This is a genomic window from Methylobacterium sp. R2-1 (assembly GCF_014191355.1).
Taxonomy (GTDB): domain Bacteria; phylum Pseudomonadota; class Alphaproteobacteria; order Rhizobiales; family Beijerinckiaceae; genus Methylobacterium.
In genome coordinates this window covers 91,191-109,752 of the sequence record NZ_JACHWM010000018.1, presented here as the reverse complement: position 1 = coordinate 109,752, position 18,562 = coordinate 91,191, and the positions used below count along the sequence as shown (strand labels likewise).

The window sequence follows — 18,562 nt, the reverse complement described above, 5'->3', positions numbered from 1 at the left end:
TCCTCCGGCTGACAGGACACCCCGATGTCGATCCGTACCGACGACGAGTACCGCGCTGCCCTCGCCCGCCTCGACAACGAGCGGGTCATCCTGCGCAGCCGCTCCCTCACCGACGATGAGCAACACAACTTCGATGCCCTCATGCGGGACATCGAGGCCTATCAGGCGACCCACTCGCCCGGCGCCACCAGTGCTCCCATGCCGAGGACGACAGAGGCACCAGCCCCACAATCTGCATCCACCCAACCCAGCCCACAGCCCTTCCAGGCAGCCTCCGGCCAGGTGCTCGCTTCGGCCTCCATGCGCCGTGAACTCGAACGCCGCGGCATGACTGCGGTGGCCCAGCCCGATGCCGGCGCCTCCGCCTCTCAGGCCAGCATGGACCGAGAGATCCGTCGGCAGGGACTCACCCCGCGAGGGCCAGCCTGATCGTCAGGGCCCCTGGAGCCCCCGAACCTATACGGGTGGTCGGGGCCCCGACCGTTTCTAGCGCCAGATCCCCAAAACCACTTAACACCCCCTCGGGCAGCGTTTCGGCCATGACGACCACAACTAAGGCTGCACTTGCCGACGAGCTTGGGATTTCTCGGGCGCGGGTGTCCCAATACGTGCGGAACGGGTTGCCTGTACGCTCGGACGGCAAATTGAACCGCGATGAAGCCCTTAACTGGCTTAACCGGTATGGGCGCGGACTTAACACCGGAGCGGATCGCGGAGTTAACCGCGCCGCCCGCCTCGCCAAGCCGGAGCCAGCCCGACCGAAGCCCGCTGAACCGGCCCCGCAGCTCGCCGAGGAATGGGCCGACGAGGTGGTCGAGATCACGGCGCTGGCGGAGTTGGTTGGCAATGCCGGAGCCATGGCGGCCAAGGTGGCGATCGAGGCCGGCGCCACCATGCAGGTCGCCGCGATCCTCGATGTGGCGGTCTGCATCCACCTCTGGCATCTCGCCGACCGACTGATTGGCCTGCCTGAAGGGCCTGGCGTCTCGCCGTTCGAGGCCATGGTCGATCGCCGGATCGTTCACCCGGATTGGGCGGCGCTGGCGGACGAAGCCGGCGAGGTGGTGGACCACGACACCTGGGACGCGGCGATCGACGCGCTCCCCTCCCTGCAACCGAAGCCCTCTGGAGACCCCGCATCGTGCTGAAGCTCAGCGTCACCCCCGCCGAACCCACCTGGATCGACATGCTGCCCGGCGTGCGGATGCAGGTCCGCCCTCTCGCCGCTCTCGACGTGCTCCACGCCCGCGAGGCCGCCCGCGGCATCTACCTTGCCGACGCCGAAACTGAGACCAAAGACCCGGCCGTGTCGGTGACGGCCGGCGAGGCCATGGTCCGCGCCTGCGCCCGCCGTGCCGTCATCGCCTGGGAGGGCATCGGCAACGAGGCCGGCGAGCCGCTGCCCGTGTCGCCCGAGGCGGTCGACGCCGCGATGGCGCACCCGGCCCTCTACGACCGGTTCGAAACCCTCGTCTTCGCCCCCGCCCTGCGCGGCTCGACCGACTGAGCCGATAGGAGGCCGCGTCATGCCTGCGAACATCGCCATCCGCATCGCCGTCGAAGGCAAGTCCGAGGTCAAGCAGGCCCTGGACGAGACCGGCCGCTCCGGCGAGGCCGCGTTCCGGTCCGTCTCGACCGCGGCGGATCAGGCGACCGCGGCCACCGACCGTCTGACCCGGAAGGCGCAGGAGGCGGCCGGCGCGGCGCGGCAGGCCCAGGCCGCCGCGGTCGGCTCCGGCGCGCCAGCCGGCGCCTCTCCGAGCGCCGCCACTCTGCGCGAGGTGGAGCGGGTCCGCGCCCGGCTGGATGAGGAATATCGGAACACCCGGCAACTCGAGCGTGACGTTGCGGCCATCGGCCGGGGCGAGGCGGCCGGCTCATTCTCGACCGCCTACGCGACTCGCTTGCGGGATCTCGCCGAGCGCCGCTACGGCACCGGGAACGACAACGACCCGGCGGGTCCGCGCCGCGGTCTCGACAACAACCAGCGTCGAGACCTGATGTATCAGGGCGGTGACGTCGTCGCCTCGCTCGGCTCCGGGGCCGGGCTCGGTACGGTCGCGTTCCAACAGGGGCCGCAGATCCTGCAGGGTCTGGCCGGCGGCGAGGGCGGGCTGAAGGGTGGCATCAAGGCCCTGGGTGAAAGTGCGCTGTCGCTCGTGACACCCATGAGCGTCGGCGCCGCTGCGGTGGCCGGCCTTGGCGCCGCTTTCCTCCTCGCGGGCAAGCAGGCCGGTGACGAGCGTGAGGCCCTAGAGAAGGCGACGCAGGGTATCGGCCGCGCCACCGGTGCCAGCGCCGCGCAGCTCGACGTGCTCGCCCGCGCAAACGCGGAAGCGGGAAAGGTCTCAGCCTCGACCGCCCGCGAGATCGTGGCGGGCTACGCCTCGACGGGCCGCATCGCGTTGCCGGTGATCGATGACCTGACTCGCTCGACCAAGGAATATGCCCGCATCACCGGCCAAGACGTGCCGGCGGCGACCGCCGAACTCGCCCGCATGTTCGCCGATCCCGCCCGCGGGGCTGAGGAGCTGTCGGGGAAGATCGGCGCTCTCGACGACCGCACCCGCGAGCTGATCGCGACCCAACTCGAGCAGGGTGACAAGTCGGCGGCGCAACAGACCCTCGCCGACACGCTTAAGGCGTCGATCGACGCGAACGCCACCGCAACGACCGGATGGGCCGCTGCCTGGAACACCGCTGCCGCCGCAGCGGCCGGGTACTGGGAGGTTGCGAAGAAGATCGCGGGTGTCGCCCTCGGCGCGGTGCCGCCCGGCGCCGCCGAGGAGGTGAAGCGGCTCGAAGCGCGGCTCAGCGACCGCAGCCGCCGGATCAACGATCCGCTCGGCTTCGAGACCGAGGAGCTGCAGCAGCAGCTCGCCGCCGCTCGAAAGCGGCTGACCGATGAGGGACAGAAGGCGGCCCGCGACGCGGCAGAGGAAGCGGCCAAGTCCGCATCGGCCACGGCAGGCGCCCTCGCCAAGGCGCTCGATCCGCGCTCCGCGCAGCTCAGCGACCTCATGAAGAAGCGGAGCGACCTACAGGCGGCGCTCGACAACCCGGAGGCCCGGTCGCGGCTCTTCGATGAGGACGCGGTGACCCGTGCGCGGGACGCCTACAAGAACGCCATCGACACGATGACGGACGCGAATGGCAAGCTGATCTCCAGCACCGAGCTTGCCCGCCGCCAGGATCAGCTTCGTCTCGACGCGATGAAGGCCACCACCGCAGAGCAGAAGGCGGCCGTGGCAGAGCGACAGAAGGCGTTCGACCTCGCCGGCAAGCCACTCACCGCACTCGACGCCGGGGAGCAGATCACCCGGGCCGGGGTGCTCGCCCGTATCGAAGCCGAGTCGAAAAAGAGCGGAGGCGGGAAGTCGGAGCGGGAGAGCCGGGACGACTACGACCGCGCAATCCGCTCGACCGAAGACCGGACCCGCCGCATCGCGGAGCAGGCGACGACCTTCGGCATGGGGGCGGAGGAGGTGGAGCGCTTCCGCGTCCAGCAGGAGCTATTGACCGCCGCCCAGCGCGCCGGACGGGACGTGACGCCCGAGCTGACGCGGGAGATCACCGAATACGCCAACCGGGCCGGCGAGGCAGCCAAGCGGAACGAGGAGATCCGCGAGCGCATGCGGGACCTCGATGACTTCCGCGGCGTCGGCTCCGACGGTGTGCGCTCGCTCGTGCGGGACCTGGGCGAGGCCAAGAGCGGGGCGGACATCCTCGGCAATGCCCTGGAGCGGGTGAAGCAGCGCGTGCTTGATCTCGCGGCCGACAGCCTGACGGATGCCCTGTTCGGCAAGCGCGGCACCAGCGGCGGCATACTCGCAAGCTTGCTTGGCAGCGGCAGCGCGACCGCTGAAGCGACCGGGCCGGCGACTGGCATCGCGGGCATGATGACGTCGCTGAAATCCTTCCTCGGGTTTGCTGATGGCGGAATCGTCGGACTGTCCGGTCCGCCCGGGGCAGTCTGCGGCACGCCCCAGGGCTGCGAGGAATTGCCGGCATGACCGCGATCTTCATGGCCCGAATGCCGGACGGCATCATCGCCGCGGCGGACGGCGCATTCTACGGCCAGAACGGCACCCTGACGGGTGTGGCTTCGAAGCTGGTGCTGATGCCGGAGAAGGATTGCGTCGCCACGCTGCAAGGTCCGTATTTCTACCATGTCGCGTTGCGCGCCGGCTTGGGCGAAGCCACCGATTTCGATGGCGTCCTCGCCCGGATCGTGGAGCTGACGGCCAACGCGTGGCTCGCCGCCGCCAATGACTATGGCTACAGCCGCGCCTTCGCCATGCTGATCGGCGGGTTCTCCGAGGCCCGGCAGCAGTGGGAAACCTACTGGCTCAACTCCGAGCCGTGGGAGGCCGGCGGCACCCAAGACCGCTACGAGGCTTGGGAGCTGACGCCCGCCCTCGCGACCGCCTGGACTCCTGGCTATGGCCGCGAGGCGTGTGTCGCCGTCGGCATGGACCCGGACCGTGCCCTGAACGAGCAGGGCATTGGATGCGCCGAGGTCGCGGTGCGGATCGTCTGCGCGGCACGGCAGCAGCGCATCCCGATCGGCGGAAACGAGGCGAACGGCACCTGCCAGGTCGGCGGTTTCGTGCAACGGGCACAGATCAACCGAGGCACGGCGTGGAGTGAGATCGTTCACCGTTGGCCTGACGCCATAGGCACCCGGCTCAATCCATCAAACGGGCCGCTGTGCCCGCTCGACTCGCTGTAGGGCCGATTGCGCGCGATCGCCGGACCGATGTCCGCAGAAGGTGTAGCCTGTGTGGAAACGCAAGCGCAGCCAGAATTTGTAGAACAAACCTCTACGTGGCCGGCCTTCGGGCACGCTCGATGCTCGTCTGATGTCCTCAGGCGACCCAGATAAGCTCAGACGGAATGCGCGGGGAGAAGATCCTTCTACAGCCGTCGTGTTTCCACACACCCTCGGTGGAAACCAGACATCACGGTACGTCCGTGGCAGCACGATTTCGAAGGCGGCGCTTGGCTTCGTCAAGCAAGTCTTTCACCTCGCAATCAATCATATGAAGTCGCCCGAGCCCGCTCTGATGCGAACCCCCGTAGAGCGTGGCAGCTATTTGATAGGCAAGCCGTGCTCGGATGGGACCTCTTCCGAACGGCATCCCTAAGCCTTTGTCGTATAGCCATTTGTTCCCAACCGTCGTGAGGTTAGTGACGGTTGCAGATAGAGCCTCGCGCTCGTCGAAAAGCTGGGCAAGTCGAGCTTCGAGTTCCTGGTCCTCAATCTTCGCAAGGTCGCCTCGAAGGTTCAACCCGATCTGCATCTACCTCTTCTCCAGCACCCCAGGTACGCAGGTTCCGCAGACAAATCACGGTCAGCAAGGGGGCGTTTGCGGACCTCGTCGACGCTGCACCCACCAAGGCCCAAGAGTGTGGCTGCCCCGCCATAGCATGTCGATTTGCTCGATGGCAGTTTCGCAGGGTGGGCTGCACCTGCCCGCGACACAGAGCGCAGAAGGTTAGGGGCCGATGTCGTACAGATCATTCCTAGCGGCGATCGGACTACTTGCCGCTACGATCTTTCAAGTCTCAGCCCAGCCAAGTGTCCCGCCCGGCCCGGTCGAATTCGATCTGGACGAGGCAACGAGCCATTTTCGAGAGATGTTCGAGCGGACCTGTTACCGACATCGTCACGCGCTTCGATCGCTGATTGCAGACCGGCCGTCGCCTGAGTTCGAGAAGATACCACGGCAATATCCTGTGCGCGATGAGACGCAAGGGACAACCTTATTAGCCGAGTGGGGAGCTTGGACCCGTAGCGGCCCCTATCTCGTCGGCGTCAAGAACAACGATTCTTATCCAGGTGTTGCATCGTGTTACTTAGAAGCGATTGCAATACGAAAAGAGTCTCTCAAGAATGAAATTCTGCGTATTGATGGGCTATATTTTTTTGAAGAGAAAGATGAAGGCGAGAGCAAGATCGTAGGATTTATGCATAAGCAGGATTCAAATCTGCGCGTCTTATGTATAACTCCGAAAACCGCAAAACTCTATCTTGGAGATTGCTATTTATGGACTTGGCTGAAAACGGGCTCATAGACGAAGGCATAGCAGCCCATGCAGCCAGGGCTTTTATGGGATGCATCACTCGTCAATTGTCAGGCGCCAGATCTGTAACAGGGGTGGAAGCATCAGGACCGCTTGAGTCGAGAGCGGCTACTCGCAGATTTCACCTAAACGGTCGTTTTCCGGACATACAGAGCCAAGCGGTTGAAGGCCTGTTGGGAGTCGAAAGCAGGCATAAAGCGTAGCACAGCACTGCTGTTTCAAATCACGAGAATAGGGCCGAATAGCTGGTGCGGTCGAAGAAGGCGTTCGGGCCGCTCGGCACATTCTGCTGCCGGCCGTCGGCCAGGAAATCGCGCCCTCAGCTCTGTCGGCCGACAACTTGTGATAGGCGCAGCACCAGAACGGTGGTGCTCAAACCACGAACTATTCAACGGCCAAACTCGTACTGGTTGGCTTGCTTACCAATCCTCCGGCAAAGGCCCCTCTAACTCTCTTAGGCGAAACCAACTAGGTATTTTTGAAACATCTAAACGCCAAAACTGTATAATTTCGATTTCTATAGCCGTCATACTGTTGCCGGGCGTGCAGCACACATTGGGTGGATCGCCAGCCTAGAACCTTTGGCCTGTTCTCAAGGCATTCTCAAATGTTTTGTCGCGATCTTTGCTGTCGTATTGGTATTCACTTCCTACGCCCATATCAAAGTTCGTGCCGCAACTTTGGCATTTTACATGAATGAGCATTGCCTCCATAGCGTGATCCAAATCAGAAGGCTCAAATTCCTTATATCGCGGCACGCCATTGCCCCACCAGCGAGGTGGCTCATTGATCCGATTTAAAATGTCGTCGTACCGGACATACATGGCAAGCAGTCTCTTTTTCCCCACTCCTAATGGAACGGGGAGCCAGTCGCACTTGTATCCCTTCATGTGGCTAGCTTGTGAAACCCACCCGGTAGAACAGTCCCTGCCTTCCCAGATTGTCCACAAATCAAGAGTTTTGAATGGCCTGAGGAGCCTTCGTCGCCCAGGCGCCGAGATGGCGCTCAAGTGTCGACCGAAACTCAGGCCCCACAGTCCGCATTCCCCACCTCTTCGTACAATGGCTTGTGCTTGTCTGGAGATCTGAGAGGGGTCGAAAGCAGGCCCTCGCAGACCGACAATCGTCATGCCATCGGCCCGCACCGCGATCTGGTACGGCCATGGCTACCTCCACTCAGTCGCCGGGAGTCCAGTCGATCTTGGGCTGCTGCGACAGGATCCGCTCGAAGTAGTTGGCAACGGCCTGCGGGCCATCTGAATGCATCATGGCGACCGGATGCGCGAGGTAGGCCCGTGCCAGATCGAGTGGGATCTCGCCAGCCTGGAAGGCACCGAGCACTGCGTCAATAAAGGCGTCGTTGGCCTCGTTGAAGTCGCTCGACAGCTTCTTGCGATCGTTGAGAGCCTTGATCGGCATCGTGCGGTGGATCCTTTCGCGATCAGGTCCGTGGCGCTTCAGCCCCCCACCGTGGGCGCCTACCCTTACCGGGCATGGCCCTTCAGCCCGAACGCACGAATCGACCGGATTTCTCCCGCTGCTTCCGCAGTGCTTCCGCAGGCACCAATGAGGGTGTCCCGAAAATCAGCTAAGTCATTGAGGAGATTGGCGCGCCAGCCTGAATATAAATGCGAACACTTATATGATTGAAATCATGAGATGATTTTGTGCCTGCTGAGGCCCGCGTTACGGCATGGCAGCCACGGATGATCCGCCCCCACGGGGTGGCTCTTCGTCGGGTTTGGTGGATCACGCTGCGAGGAGGAAGCGGCGACGCAGGAGGTCGAGCTTGGCGCGGCCATACATCGAACGCTTCAACAGCTTGAGGCGGTTGACCTGCCCCTCGTCCTGTCCGCTGCTCCAAGGCAGGCGAAGGCCTGCACGAATAGCGGCTCCATCCTGAGCGAGGCTGACGGCGAAGCTCTCGACCACCCGCACACCGCAGGCACGGGCGTCGGACAACCAAGCGTCGAAGGCGGTGGTGATGCCGGGCTTGGCCGGCGCGGCGCCGCAACGGCTGCGAACGATCCGACAGAACCGCCGACCGAGCCCGACGACCTTGGCAGCCTCGTCATCCTGCAGCACGCGCGCGACCACTGCTGCGGCGTCGGCGTCGAGATCATCCGGCTCGCGCAGGAGGTGCCACGACAACTGCTTCGGCGAGGGCAGCGGCGGTGACGGGGGCGCGACCTGCGCCATGGGCGACGGCGTCTGGAGGCGCCAGATCGTGGTCCTGGCGGGGCGCGTGCGCCGCTCGGACAGCCAGCGTCTGACCTGCTTGACGGTGCCGGGAAAGCCGCGATCCCGCAGCTCTCGCCAGAGCTGCATGGCGTTCTCGCACCCCGCAGCCTGGCGAGCGTGCAGGTGATCGAGATGAGGATCAAGGATGCTGCGCCCCGGCCCGCGCCGGTCATGGCGCGGGAAGCCCTCGGCGAAGGCGTACTTGCGCACCGTGGCGCGAGCCAAGCCGGTCTCGCGATTGATGAGCCGGAGCGACTGCCCGGCGGCACGGCGGCGACGGACATCGTCGTAGAGCTCCTCCCACCGACCGACCGCTGCAGCGCGGGCGAGCGTCTCGGCGGGTGCACGCGGATAGGCTCTGGTGCGCCGGGTCGAAGGCGCTGGCGCCGTGATCGGCGGCAAGAGCTTCAGGCGCGGGTGGACACGGGCGAGCCAACGCTCGATCATCTGGCGGGTGTTGAGCAGGAGATGCCACCGGTCAGCGACCTGCACGGCCGCCAGCGCGCCTAGGGTGGTGCCGCGGGCATACTCGGTCGAACGATCGCGCGCCACGAGCCGGATCTGCGGCTGGCGGCGGAGCCATGCGGCCCAGGTCTCGGCCGAGCGGTCAGGGAGCAGATCGAGAGGGCGATGGCGTTCGAGATCGACGACGATCGTGCCGTAGGTCCGCCCCTTGCGCAGCGCCCAGTCATCGACGCCGACGACACAGGGTCGAGGCGCCTTCGGCAGCGGCACTCCTCGGATCGTCCGCAGCAGAGTCGTGGCGCTGGACGGCATGGCCAGGTGCGCGAGCAACCGGGCAGCTGGCTGTCCGCCGAGTGCGAGACCGGTCCGGGCCTGCGCCCCGGCCAGCCGGCGGGTGCGTTGGGCATGGCGGGCGAGTAGCTTCGGGAACCGTTCGGCGAAGGTTCGGCGGGGGCAGGCTGGGTCGCAGCAGTAGAAGCGCCGAACCTCCAACTGCAGCCGAACGGCCTTGCCGCTGGCCGGCAAATCGGCAGGCCGTCGCCGATACCGGCTATGGACCGACGTGCTGATTGCTCTGCACGTCGGGCAGCGGGCGTGGTCGGGCTTCGCTTCGGCGACGAGGGTGAGGGCGGTGGGGCCGTCCCGCGCGACGCGGACGAGGCGGCAGCCAGGCAAAGGGAAGAGCTGGGTCATGCCCCGATCTGCGAGGCTGAACCGACCACGCCAAGACCCCAACCGTCACGCACCTCGATCCACCAAACTCGGCGATGAACCACTTCAGTGGGGGCGGATCAGGCCGTGGGTCGCAAATCAGATAGTGCGCTCCGTTCGACCAGTTCAGCCGCGACGAAGCGGTGCGGGCGGCGCACTACCTCGCCTAAGTCATCGGCAAGGCGCACGGGCGGCAGATGGGTGAGGCGACCCGCTCAGGCTGGCAGGAAGAGGTCGTGCAAGGCACCGACGGCGGTGAGCAAGCGTCGAACTGGCTCTGGTGGAGCCTGGTCGAACTCGCCGGCCGGCACGAGGTCGGCTACCTGCAACACTGCCACCGTTACGGCCTCGACGAGGCGGCCTGAAGGTGCGGTCAGGGAAAGGGAGCCGCGTCCCGGCGCGCCCGTAGGATGAGTGGGTGCACGTGCCATAGGCCAACGAGCAGCGCCAGCGACACCACGGCAGCCAAGACCCCTGCGATGTCCGATGCGACGGTCTTCGCGACCACGACGCCGAGGTCGGCCGAGATGCCGAGCGCCAGCGTCACGCTGGCGGCGAGCAGGAATCGGCTGCCCAGCGCGTGGAACTCGGGCGTGTCCTCGCCGGCGTAGACGATGCGGTGGAAGGCGGCCGGCGCCATAAGCCAGACCACCGTCAGGGCCAGGAGGCCCAGCGCCACCAAGTGCACGACCTTCGTGGCGAAGGGCAGCTTCTCGAACGCCTCCGAGAACGTGATGACGAGCTGGAAGCCGAGCAGCGCTTGGGCGCCCGGCAGGACCACGCGCGCCTCGGTGAGCATCTGCTCGATCTTCGTCTCCAGTGTGGTGTGCTCGTACTCCGGCTCCCGGCTGGTCATGGTCCGCTCCTTGTCCCCATTGGCGCGTGCCTTGAGCGCCTCCAGACCGTACCAGAACAGGAGGGCGAGCCCGCAGGTCGCAAGTCCGATGGCGGCGGCAGGGCCAAGCCCGAGCACCGGCTCCGCGGCCAGGAACAGGTCGGCGCCGAGCGCCAGAGCGAAGGGCGCCAGGGATAGGCCTGCATAGCGCCCGATGACGCCCAGCAGGCGCTTGGTGTCTCGTCCGCCCTCGACCATCCGGTGCTGCACCGAAGGGGTGATGAGGAGCGCGATGGTGAGAGTGATGAGGCCCAGGGCGCCGATCCAAACGACGCGGTCATGAAAGGGCAGATGCTCGAAGGCCGGCCGGAAGGCACCCTGGAACTGGAAGCCCAATAGGATCTGCGAGCCGAGGATCAGGATGCGGGTCTCGTCGAGACCTGCCTTCACCTTCTTCGACAGGGACATACGCAACCACGTCCAAAGCAAACGGGATGCAGCAATCGGCGACCGCCCCGCCAGGTTCCGTGCCGGGCCTCGTGGCTGGCCTACGCGCCCCTGAGGCTCGTTGCGACCGGCTCGCCCAGCCGCACGATGGTCTCCATGCCCTCGGGCGTATGTCGCAGGATGTCGTCGGCAGGGCGCCAGGCACCCGGCTCACCGAAGATGGCGACCGCAGAGCCGCCGAACTTGAACACCGACTTCTGCACGCCGCGCGCGAAGGGCTGGTCGAGCGAGTGGCGTTGCACGATCCGGCCGACCGTGAGGGCTCCGAACTCGACGAAGCCGAGCCGCCCGAAGTGCTCCGTCTCCAGGATGTTCACCTGTCGCTCGTTGCGGATGTACAGGTCAGGCATGCTCCGCACGGCCGGCCAGGTGACCGTCCAAAGGCTGCGCCCAAGCCGTTGTTGATCCACGGTTCGGCCTGCGTCCGGATAGTGCACATGGTGGTAGTCGACCGGCGAGAGCCGCATCAGCAGCACCGGACCGCCGAGGAAGGGTTTGGCGCGTTCGGCGTTGCCAAGGATGTCCTCGGCGGCGAGCGACTGGCCCTTCACGGGGAAGCGCTGGTCGGGCCCGAACCGCTCCCAGCCGAAGTAGCGGGCCTCTGCAGGCGCGCCCATCACCGCCGGGTCGGCGGGAAAGCGACGCGCGTCCGGCTTGAACTCGCGCACGAACCAGTCCGCGTAGGAGCGGTAGCGGCGCTCCTCGAACTCGCTCATGTCGATCTTGTACTCGCGCACGAACGGCTCGATGCTGCGCCGTGTCCAGGGCGCGTCCTGGTAGAGCGCGTATAGCTTATCGAAAAGCGGGGTGGCGCGTAGCCACTGTCCCGGGGCACGCAGCGGCCTTGTCTCGTAGGTGGTCTGGTGGTCGGGCATGAACTCCTCGACCGCCTTGCCCTTGTCGCGGTCCCACAACTTCAGTGGCTTCGGATCGGCCGCCATGACGTCCCCTTACGCGACCCGGCAAAGCTGGCGGGTCCGGGGGCAACAACCCTTGCAGGCCAGGGGCGTTCCTCCGGCCGGTCGCCGACCGTCCATGGCGTTTGCTGGTTGCCGCCGCGTCCACAGCCGATGCGTCCGCTCTCGCAACGAACCGTGGCCGCTGGTCGTTACAGGGTCCCTGAAAGCGGACGTCTCCGATGATCCTCCTCGCCCTTGGTGTCGCCGACAACCTCGCCATCGCCGGCACCTGCTCCCTCGTAGCGGTGGCAACGGACTGAGCTGCCCGAGCTCGGCCAGCTCGCCATGGCCGTCCCACGAGATTCCACGCCGCCCGGCTTGCTCTGGGCGATGTCCTTCGATCAGAAGGGATGCGGCCGCCTCCTCGCACCTGACGAGGTGCTCCCCGACCTCGACGCTTTCGGGGTCGGCTTCCTCTGGCTTCATTTCGACTTGAAGGCAGCGGACCTCGGTCCGCTCGTCGCTGCCGGGCATGTAGGGCCGCGGGCGCTCGCCGAGGCCGTGTTCCGCCCCGACGAGCACCAGCGCGTCACTGTCGCGGGCGGCTACGTCGGCGGCGTGGTCGCCGACCTGGCCCGGCCCGGAGCCAAGCCGGACGCCTCTGGCCGCCTCCACTTCGTCATGGGACCACGCTCGCTGGTGAGCGGCCGCAGGGGCCCGGCCGAGAGCCCGGACGCCGCCCGCGCCACCGCCGAGAAGGGTCAGCAGATCCCTTCCCCGGTCCTGCTCTTGGAGACGATGGTAGGCTTCGTGGTCGCCTCCATGGCGGCGACGGGCCAACGCCTGTCGGACGAGGTCGACGGGATCGAGGACCGCGTGCTCGACGGGCGGGTTCGCGACGACCGGCGGCGGCTGGGGCCGATCCGCCGCGGCGCCGTGCGCCTGCACCGGCAGCTCCTCGGGCTCGCCGCGGTCTTCCACCGGCTGGAGGAGAACGATGCCGCCCAGCACCTGCAGGGACCGGCTGTCGCGGTCGCTGCACGGCTGGCCCAGCGGCTGGATGCCCTTGACCGGGACGTGACCGCGCTCGCCGAGCGTGCCCGGCTGCTGCAGGAGGAGGTCGCCGCCCGGGTGGCGGAGGAGAGCAACCGCCAGCTCTACGTGCTGTCCATCCTCTCAGCCCTGTTCCTGCCGCCGACCTTCCTCACCGGACTGTTCGGCATGAACGTAAAGGGCCTGCCCTTCGCCGAGGACCCGCGCGGGTTCCTGTTCGTCCTTGGCCTGTCCCTCGTGTCGGCGGCGGCGACCTACGGCATCATCCGCGCCCTCGGCATTCGGCCGCCCCGCGGCTAGTGACCGGCGCCGTCCGAGCGGAGTTCCGCGATGTCCTTCTCCCGCGCCTTCACCGCATTCGCCGGCAAGGTCGCCAAGTGGGCCGGCCACCCGGTCGCCTTCGCGCTCGGGGCGGCCATCGTCGTCGGGTGGGCGGTCAGCGGGCCGTTCTTCGGCTACTCCAAGACCTGGCAGCTCGTCATCAACACGGGCACGACCATCGTGACCTTCCTGATGGTGTTCTTGATCCAGAACTCGCAGAACCGGGACGCGGCGGCCATCCAGGCCAAGCTCGACGAGCTCATCCGGTCGAGCGCCGCGCAGAACCGCTTCACCGGCATAGAGAACCTCACCGAGGAGGAACTCGACACGCTCCGGCGGCGCATCGAGACCCGCGGCAGGGCCGAGCGTCTGGATGATGCCCGCGCGGCTGCCGATGAGGCCGAAGCCAGGGCGCATGAAAAGGCCGCGCGCGCAGCCGAGAGGTCAAGCTGATGTCTGAGCAAGCCGGGAGAGTCGCCCCGCTCGCCTCAGGGTCCGGTCGGGCCGTTCGGGTTTGCCCCACGTGGCCTGAACGGGCAGCGCCAATCCTCGCCCACCACCCGGCCGCTGTACTGGCGCGCCTCGGACACCTCGCCGTGCCGCGCCAGCATCGGGTTGACCGAGCCTGCCAGCGCCTCGTCGCGTTGCAGGATGGATGAGCGCAGCTTCTCGTAGCGGCCCGCCTCTCGCAACTGCTCGAACTGGGCGTGCAGGTTGAAGACCAGGGCCGGCGACGAGAACTGGCGTGCCGGTCGGCTTGCCCGCGGATGCAGGCCGGCTACGAAGAAGGCCTCCCCGGCGAAGCTCAGTGAGAAGTGCGGGCTGTCCGGGTCACTCGCGACGCGCCCGTCCCAGGGATGGCCGAGCTAGGCGTCCTTGTCGGTTAGAGACTGCACCCGGTCCCAGAGGTGCCGCTCGAAGCCCGCCTCGTCGAGGTCGCCCGGTCCCTCGAACAGAACCGCGAAGCTCTGGAACAGGTCCGGCCGTCTGCGGTAGCGCGCTGCGAAGGCCATCAGCGCCGGGTAGATGCGCATGTCGTCCCAGGCCGAGGTGATGTCGCGGGCGACCAGGATCCGCATCTGGCCCTTCGACAAGGCCGACTTGGCGCCGACGCACGGAAAGCCTGCGTCGCGAATGAAGGCGCGGAAGGCTTCGGCCTGCGGGCGGTGGGAGTCGTCTCGGGGCAGTTGCATCGGAACTCGGCACGGACGTCGCACGGATGCCCACGGAACCTGCACGGGCTGCCGCGGCATCGGGCAACGGCGCCGCTTCGCCCTCGTTCCGCGCCGCGGACCGCTTGTGCTACTTACCCACAGCCAGCAGGCCCTCTCGCCCGAGCGCCTCGATGAAGTTGCGCATCTCGGCGCGCCTCAGCCGCTCGTCGGTGACCTGCTCGTCCAGCCCGAGTTGCCAGGCGAGGTCGCGCCGGCCCGGCTCCCGATGCAGGGTCTCGACTTGGCCCGCGTACGCCTCCACGTCATCGTGGCCCGCGGCCAGGCCGGCCTCGACCAAGCCGTCGGCCTGCCGACGCAGGGCGCCCGCTACCTCGTCGAGGCCGATCTCGGGATGGTACTGCACACCCCAGAAAACGCCGCGGCCGAAGTGGATCTCGGCGGCCTGCACGTCGATGTGACGGTTCCCGGCGAGCAGGGTGGCCCCGGGAGGCAGCGCGTCGACCTCGTCCGTGTGGATGGCTGGCGCGTCGTAGCAAGCGGGCCGCCCCGCGAGGAGCGGATGCGCGCGGCCAGCCTCGGCCGGCGTGATCCGCCGCGGGAACCCGGCCTCCAGCCTGCGCGCATTCCCGCTCCGGTTGGAATCCCTCCACGCCCGCTCGAACGCCTGCTCGAACCGGCGCCGGTTGTTAGGGCAGCCCGGACCTGCTGTTCCACATTGATGGCAGCTTTCGAAGGCTAAGCGGCCATTCTCGTAGCTCTGTTCGAAAGCCCGCTTGTGGCGCACACCAGAAACAACGGTGCGCGAACTCCTGACCCTTTGCAGACCCTTCGTCCTGCGGGTCTGAACGTCCGCTTTGGCCAGGCAAGCAGGCCACAGCGAAGTATCACGGTCAGAGCGCGTCGATGCGCTCAAAGGGGATCGGGTTCAGATGTCGATCCGAGCCCCGATCTCGACGGCTCGGTCCACCGGAATGCGGAAGCAGCGCGAGGCGTCCGTCGCCGCTCTCGCCATCGCGATAAGAGCCGGTCCGGCCAAACAGGCATGCCGGTCTCCGGCAAGGCGACCAAGACCCGCCGCGTGAGGAAGTAGGACAGAGCATTCGCATCGAAGCCCGCTCGGGCCAGAGCGCGCGGCAGATCGGGCAACTCCATGAACCCGAAGTGCACGCTCACTCAGGTGAACACATCCGAGGGCGGCTTGACCGTGACGCGTTCGGCCCCGGCTATCCGCGGCAGGTCGTCGGTGACCACGTGTAGGATGACGTTGCGGGTATGCAGCACGTGGTTGTGCTTCACGTTGTGCATCAGAGCTCCCGGCGTGTCACCGGCGCTTTCGACCCGGGTCATTCCCGACCCTTTTCACGGCGTCGTGGCTAACGGCGCGTTCCAGCGAACGCGAGAATCTCCTCGTTTGCCGACCGGGGCTAACCAACAGCAGCCTCGCGCAGCCCTCGCCCTTCAGCGAGCCGCGTCGGCTCGGTAGCCACCGCCGCCCTTGTCCGCGTGGCCACCGACGCAGCCGCAGTTGAACCCGCCGCCGTTCGACCCGCCCTTCCGAGGCAGATCCTCGCAGGTGAGCAGGTGTTCCAGCAGGCGTCGCATCTGCGCGTGCTGGTAGGGCTTCTGAAGCACCGGTACCACGCGGTAGTCCGGCTCCACGCCTTCCAGGCCATACCCGGTCGCGAACAGAAACGGCACGCAGCGCTCGAACAGCGCGTCCGCCACCGGGTAGCTGCGCGTGCTGCCCATGTTCACGTCGAGCACCGCCAGGTCAAAGTCACCGGCCTCCACTTGCGCGAGCGCTTGGTCGAGGCGCATGGCCACCACCACGTCGCAGCCGAGGTCGAGCAGCATGTCCTCGGCCAGCATCGCCACCATGCTCTCGTCCTCGACGAGCAGCACACGCCGCCCCTCAAGCACGCTCATCGAGCCGGTCGCCCCTCGATCTTCTCTTGCCCATACCAGCCTAACGCGGTCAGCGGGATTTGGAGCCGGCAGACAACACCCTCAGGCTCGTAGGCCAGCGTCGCACGGCCGTCGAACTCCATCGGCAGTTGCCGCTCAATCAGGCGCGAGCCGAAGCCTTTGCGGGCGGGTGGGGTCACTGACGGCCCCCCTCGCTCCCGCCAGGTCAGGTCCAGCTGCTCCACGCCGGCTTCGTTCGACTGCAGCGTCCAGTCCACGCTGACGTGCCCCTCCGGCACGGAGAGTGCACCGTACTTGGTCGCGTTCGTCATCAACTCGTGCAGCGCCATCGCGAGCGTCACCGCCACCTTCGGGTGCAGGCGTCCATCCCAGCCGTTTAGCCGGAAACGGTTACTGTCGCCTGCAACGATCAGATGCGGCGCAAGCGCGCGCTCGATCACCCCGCGGAGGCTGGCGCTCTGCCAGTGATCCTCTGTGAGGAGGTTGTGGGCGCCCGACAGCGCGTCCAAGCGCGCGTTGAACACGGCCAGGGCTGCCGGGTCGGTACCGCGGAAGCTCTGTGCGGCAATCGCCTGCATGGTGGCGAAGGTGTTCTTCACTCTGTGGTTGAGCTCGTCAACGAGCAGGCGCTGGCGCTCGGCCGCGGCCTTTTCCTCGGTGATGTCGCGCACCTCGATGATGGTGCCGATGATGTTGGCGGCATCGTCCCGGATCGGGCTGGCGGTGAAGGTCACGGGATAAAAGTGCCCGTTCTTGTGCACGAACACCTCCTCGCCTTTCTCCTGATTGTTCTGTGGGAAGGCGCGGTCGATGGCGCACTCGGCCAGGGGGAAGGGTCGTCCGTCAGGGTAGGTGTGGTGGACGATGTCGTGCAACGGGCAGTCGCGAGCGAGCACCTCCTCCAAGGTGTAGCCGGTCAGGAGCTCGGCGGCGCGGTTCATGTAGATGCAATGCTGGCGGTCATCCATCAGGAAGATGGAGACCGAGGCATTGTTCAGGACAGCGTTGAGGCGGCGCTCGGTCTCGAACAGCTGACCACCGCGGCGAAGCGTCTGCAGGGGTTCGGCGGCCTCGAGAGAAGACTGGAGGGGCTGCCGGGAATGCGACACGTCGGGATCTTGCCTCAGTTATCTACCGAAGGCGTGTTCTAGCAGGGGGATATTGGGTGAGGCCAGAGCGCGGGGGCAGGCCCTTTCGGATGCCAAGGAACTCCCCCGGCACGCCTAAGCGACCGAAGCGGCTGCCCGTGGCCGTTGCACGTCAGGCGGTTTGGAATGCCAGCCTCTCCTGCCGAAAGGGTCTCGGGTGTGCAGGCGAGGCGGAGCAGCAAAACGCTAACGCCGGTGCGCCTGAACCGCGAGGCCATCTAAGGCCCGGTTCCATCCGTCGCCTCTGGTTGATGCGATGTCAGACAGCTAGGCCATCTGAAGCGGCAGCGGCGCGACGCCACCTCAGGGTTGAGGAGCGGGTCTGGGGAGAGGCGCCGGCCTCGGGCGAGAGGCCGGCGCACGTCAACTCAATCGTAGGGGTCGAAGGCCGGTCCATAGCCGTAGCCGACTGGTCGCGGTCCGAAGCGACGTGGGCCGTGGAAGCCGTCACGCTCCACCACCACCTCACGCACGACAGGCCGAGGCCGGTACACGACCGGCCGCTCCTCCACGACTTCGCGCACGATCCGGCGGGAGCGAACAACCGGACGCTCGACGACCACCTCGCGCACCACCTCCCGCGGCGGGGCTACGATTCGGCGCTCCACTACGGTGCGACGGGTCACCACGGTGTCGTGCGCATCGTAGCCGTATCCTCCTGCCTGGGCGGCGGTGCCGCCAAGGAGCCCGCCGGTTCCGATTGCGGCCGCCAGGGCCGCCAGTGCGATCTTCCTCATGCTCTCGTTCACCCTCTCGCACGAACACGGCCGCACGGAGCGGCTTGCCTTGAAAACGCCGGAGGGCAGCGTTTGGATGCTCCGCTGGTGGCGGGGCTGACGCATCCATCTTGGCGGGCGGCTTGACCGCGACTGTTAGGCGGTATGGCCGACGCACTCTTCGGATCGCTGCAGCTCGACAACTCGCCTGTGCGAGGCTCTGCTTGGTCGGCGCCTGGGCGCATTCCTTGTCGAGACGATGCCGGCTGGCCCCGGTATCCGCATAAGGGTGCCTCATCAGCAGGACGAGGCGGCGGCAATTGAGCCGCGCTGAGCGAGCCTTGACGTGGGGCGGAGAGCCTGTCTCCCTGCTGTCGCTCGATGGCTTGGGTGAGGAGCTCCGGACCGAAGGCGAAAATTCATCCGGCCTACTGGCGACTGATGCCACCCGCGCGGACCGACAATTGCTTGCTCCCCG

General features: G+C 66.7%; 18 protein-coding genes and 3 pseudogenes. 9 read left to right on the top strand and 12 right to left on the bottom strand.

Annotation, left to right across the window (positions count from 1 at the left end):
• Positions 1 to 24: 24 nt before the first annotated feature.
• The 5 genes from FHU13_RS22965 (at position 25) to FHU13_RS27975 (ending at position 4,732) form a co-directional block, all read left to right on the top strand.
• Positions 25 to 429 (top strand): hypothetical protein, encoded by a 405-nt coding sequence (locus tag FHU13_RS22965; RefSeq protein ID WP_183438158.1) that lies wholly within the window; start codon positions 25 to 27, stop codon positions 427 to 429.
• Positions 430 to 644: 215 nt separating this feature from the next.
• The gene (locus FHU13_RS22960) at positions 645 to 1,148 is read left to right on the top strand and encodes a hypothetical protein (RefSeq protein WP_183438157.1); all 504 of its coding nucleotides are present in this window, start codon (positions 645 to 647) and stop codon (positions 1,146 to 1,148) included.
• Positions 1,142 to 1,507, top strand: a complete 366-nt coding sequence (locus FHU13_RS22955; protein ID WP_183438156.1) for a hypothetical protein — start codon at positions 1,142 to 1,144, stop codon at positions 1,505 to 1,507. Before FHU13_RS22960 ends, FHU13_RS22955 begins: the two co-directional genes overlap by 7 nt.
• Positions 1,508 to 1,526: 19 nt before the next feature.
• Positions 1,527 to 4,013, top strand: a complete 2,487-nt coding sequence (locus FHU13_RS22950) for a phage tail length tape measure family protein (RefSeq protein ID WP_183438155.1) — start codon at positions 1,527 to 1,529, stop codon at positions 4,011 to 4,013.
• Positions 4,010 to 4,732, top strand: coding sequence for a hypothetical protein (locus FHU13_RS27975; RefSeq protein ID WP_246714810.1), 723 nt, complete (start codon positions 4,010 to 4,012; stop codon positions 4,730 to 4,732). The genes FHU13_RS22950 and FHU13_RS27975 overlap by 4 nt, the downstream gene beginning before the upstream one ends.
• Positions 4,733 to 4,961: 229 nt before the next feature.
• On the opposite strand, the gene FHU13_RS22940 is transcribed toward FHU13_RS27975, so the two are convergent.
• Positions 4,962 to 5,303 (bottom strand): hypothetical protein, encoded by a 342-nt coding sequence (locus FHU13_RS22940; protein WP_183438154.1) that lies wholly within the window; start codon positions 5,301 to 5,303, stop codon positions 4,962 to 4,964.
• Positions 5,304 to 5,640: 337 nt separating this feature from the next.
• Here FHU13_RS22940 and FHU13_RS22935 point away from each other — a divergent pair, with 337 nt between their 5' ends.
• Positions 5,641 to 6,078, top strand: coding sequence for a hypothetical protein (locus tag FHU13_RS22935; RefSeq protein ID WP_183438153.1), 438 nt, complete (start codon positions 5,641 to 5,643; stop codon positions 6,076 to 6,078).
• 581 nt (positions 6,079 to 6,659) lie between these two features.
• On the opposite strand, the gene FHU13_RS22930 is transcribed toward FHU13_RS22935, so the two are convergent.
• From FHU13_RS22930 to FHU13_RS22920, 3 genes are all read right to left on the bottom strand, one after another.
• Positions 6,660 to 6,977: a hypothetical protein gene (locus FHU13_RS22930; RefSeq protein WP_183438152.1), complete on the bottom strand. Its 318-nt coding sequence runs from the start codon at positions 6,975 to 6,977 to the stop codon at positions 6,660 to 6,662.
• A gap of 286 nt (positions 6,978 to 7,263) precedes the next feature.
• Complete coding sequence (locus FHU13_RS22925) at positions 7,264 to 7,506, bottom strand: hypothetical protein (RefSeq protein WP_183438151.1); 243 nt, start codon at positions 7,504 to 7,506, stop codon at positions 7,264 to 7,266.
• A gap of 330 nt (positions 7,507 to 7,836) precedes the next feature.
• A complete protein-coding gene (locus FHU13_RS22920; RefSeq protein WP_183438150.1) occupies positions 7,837 to 9,486 on the bottom strand; it encodes an ISL3-like element ISMex10 family transposase in 1,650 nt (549 codons plus the stop codon).
• Between the two features lie 137 nt (positions 9,487 to 9,623).
• Here FHU13_RS22920 and FHU13_RS22915 point away from each other — a divergent pair.
• Positions 9,624 to 9,869: pseudogene (locus tag FHU13_RS22915) on the top strand (DUF2252 family protein); the annotation flags it as partial.
• Positions 9,870 to 9,877: 8 nt separating this feature from the next.
• Here the strand turns inward: FHU13_RS22915 and FHU13_RS22910 are convergent.
• Together FHU13_RS22910 and FHU13_RS22905 are read right to left on the bottom strand one after the other, a co-directional pair.
• Entirely contained in the window at positions 9,878 to 10,807 is a 930-nt protein-coding gene (locus FHU13_RS22910; protein ID WP_183438148.1) for a DUF6328 family protein, read from the bottom strand.
• A gap of 80 nt (positions 10,808 to 10,887) precedes the next feature.
• Positions 10,888 to 11,787 carry a phosphatidylserine decarboxylase gene (locus tag FHU13_RS22905; protein ID WP_183438147.1) on the bottom strand — a complete coding sequence of 300 codons (900 nt, stop codon included), beginning with the start codon at positions 11,785 to 11,787 and terminating at the stop codon, positions 10,888 to 10,890.
• Positions 11,788 to 12,090: 303 nt separating this feature from the next.
• On the opposite strand from FHU13_RS22905, the gene FHU13_RS22900 reads away from it, so the two are divergent.
• Together FHU13_RS22900 and FHU13_RS22895 are read left to right on the top strand one after the other, a co-directional pair.
• Complete coding sequence (locus FHU13_RS22900; protein WP_246714809.1) at positions 12,091 to 13,098, top strand: CorA family divalent cation transporter; 1,008 nt, start codon at positions 12,091 to 12,093, stop codon at positions 13,096 to 13,098.
• Positions 13,099 to 13,128: 30 nt separating this feature from the next.
• Positions 13,129 to 13,572, top strand: a complete 444-nt coding sequence (locus FHU13_RS22895) for a low affinity iron permease family protein (protein WP_183438146.1) — start codon at positions 13,129 to 13,131, stop codon at positions 13,570 to 13,572.
• A gap of 35 nt (positions 13,573 to 13,607) precedes the next feature.
• Here the strand turns inward: FHU13_RS22895 and gntA are convergent.
• The 6 genes and pseudogenes from gntA to FHU13_RS22865 all read right to left on the bottom strand — a co-directional run bounded on the left by gntA (position 13,608) and on the right by FHU13_RS22865 (position 18,105).
• Positions 13,608 to 14,312 (bottom strand): annotated as a pseudogene (gene gntA, locus FHU13_RS22890) (guanitoxin biosynthesis heme-dependent pre-guanitoxin N-hydroxylase GntA).
• Between the two features lie 109 nt (positions 14,313 to 14,421).
• Positions 14,422 to 14,742, bottom strand: coding sequence for a hypothetical protein (locus FHU13_RS22885; protein ID WP_246714808.1), 321 nt, complete (start codon positions 14,740 to 14,742; stop codon positions 14,422 to 14,424).
• Positions 14,743 to 15,203: 461 nt separating this feature from the next.
• Positions 15,204 to 15,599: pseudogene (locus tag FHU13_RS28630) on the bottom strand (KUP/HAK/KT family potassium transporter).
• Positions 15,600 to 15,752: 153 nt separating this feature from the next.
• Positions 15,753 to 16,220 (bottom strand): response regulator, encoded by a 468-nt coding sequence (locus FHU13_RS22875; RefSeq protein ID WP_183438145.1) that lies wholly within the window; start codon positions 16,218 to 16,220, stop codon positions 15,753 to 15,755.
• Positions 16,217 to 17,329 carry a sensor histidine kinase gene (locus tag FHU13_RS22870; RefSeq protein WP_183438144.1) on the bottom strand — a complete coding sequence of 371 codons (1,113 nt, stop codon included), beginning with the start codon at positions 17,327 to 17,329 and terminating at the stop codon, positions 16,217 to 16,219. The genes FHU13_RS22875 and FHU13_RS22870 overlap by 4 nt, the downstream gene beginning before the upstream one ends.
• A gap of 407 nt (positions 17,330 to 17,736) precedes the next feature.
• Positions 17,737 to 18,105 (bottom strand): hypothetical protein, encoded by a 369-nt coding sequence (locus FHU13_RS22865; protein ID WP_183438143.1) that lies wholly within the window; start codon positions 18,103 to 18,105, stop codon positions 17,737 to 17,739.
• Positions 18,106 to 18,562: the final 457 nt, after the last annotated feature.

Excerpts from the sequence above, each read along its gene's own strand:
- FHU13_RS22905 (WP_183438147.1), bottom strand. The coding sequence starts at position 11,787 with ATGGCGGCCGATCCGAAGCCACTGAAGTTGTGGGACCGCGACAAGGGC.
- FHU13_RS27975 (WP_246714810.1), top strand. The coding sequence starts at position 4,010 with ATGACCGCGATCTTCATGGCCCGAATGCCGGACGGCATCATCGCCGCG.
- FHU13_RS22935 (WP_183438153.1), top strand. The coding sequence starts at position 5,641 with ATGTTCGAGCGGACCTGTTACCGACATCGTCACGCGCTTCGATCGCTG.
- FHU13_RS22965 (WP_183438158.1), top strand. The coding sequence starts at position 25 with ATGTCGATCCGTACCGACGACGAGTACCGCGCTGCCCTCGCCCGCCTC.
- FHU13_RS22920 (WP_183438150.1), bottom strand. The coding sequence starts at position 9,486 with ATGACCCAGCTCTTCCCTTTGCCTGGCTGCCGCCTCGTCCGCGTCGCG.
- FHU13_RS22910 (WP_183438148.1), bottom strand. The coding sequence starts at position 10,807 with ATGTCCCTGTCGAAGAAGGTGAAGGCAGGTCTCGACGAGACCCGCATC.
- FHU13_RS22900 (WP_246714809.1), top strand. The coding sequence starts at position 12,091 with ATGGCCGTCCCACGAGATTCCACGCCGCCCGGCTTGCTCTGGGCGATG.
- FHU13_RS22940 (WP_183438154.1), bottom strand. The coding sequence starts at position 5,303 with ATGCAGATCGGGTTGAACCTTCGAGGCGACCTTGCGAAGATTGAGGAC.
- FHU13_RS22875 (WP_183438145.1), bottom strand. The coding sequence starts at position 16,220 with ATGAGCGTGCTTGAGGGGCGGCGTGTGCTGCTCGTCGAGGACGAGAGC.
- FHU13_RS22865 (WP_183438143.1), bottom strand. The coding sequence starts at position 18,105 with ATGAGGAAGATCGCACTGGCGGCCCTGGCGGCCGCAATCGGAACCGGC.
- FHU13_RS22930 (WP_183438152.1), bottom strand. The coding sequence starts at position 6,977 with ATGAAGGGATACAAGTGCGACTGGCTCCCCGTTCCATTAGGAGTGGGG.
- FHU13_RS22895 (WP_183438146.1), top strand. The coding sequence starts at position 13,129 with ATGTCCTTCTCCCGCGCCTTCACCGCATTCGCCGGCAAGGTCGCCAAG.
- FHU13_RS22950 (WP_183438155.1), top strand. The coding sequence starts at position 1,527 with ATGCCTGCGAACATCGCCATCCGCATCGCCGTCGAAGGCAAGTCCGAG.
- FHU13_RS22925 (WP_183438151.1), bottom strand. The coding sequence starts at position 7,506 with ATGCCGATCAAGGCTCTCAACGATCGCAAGAAGCTGTCGAGCGACTTC.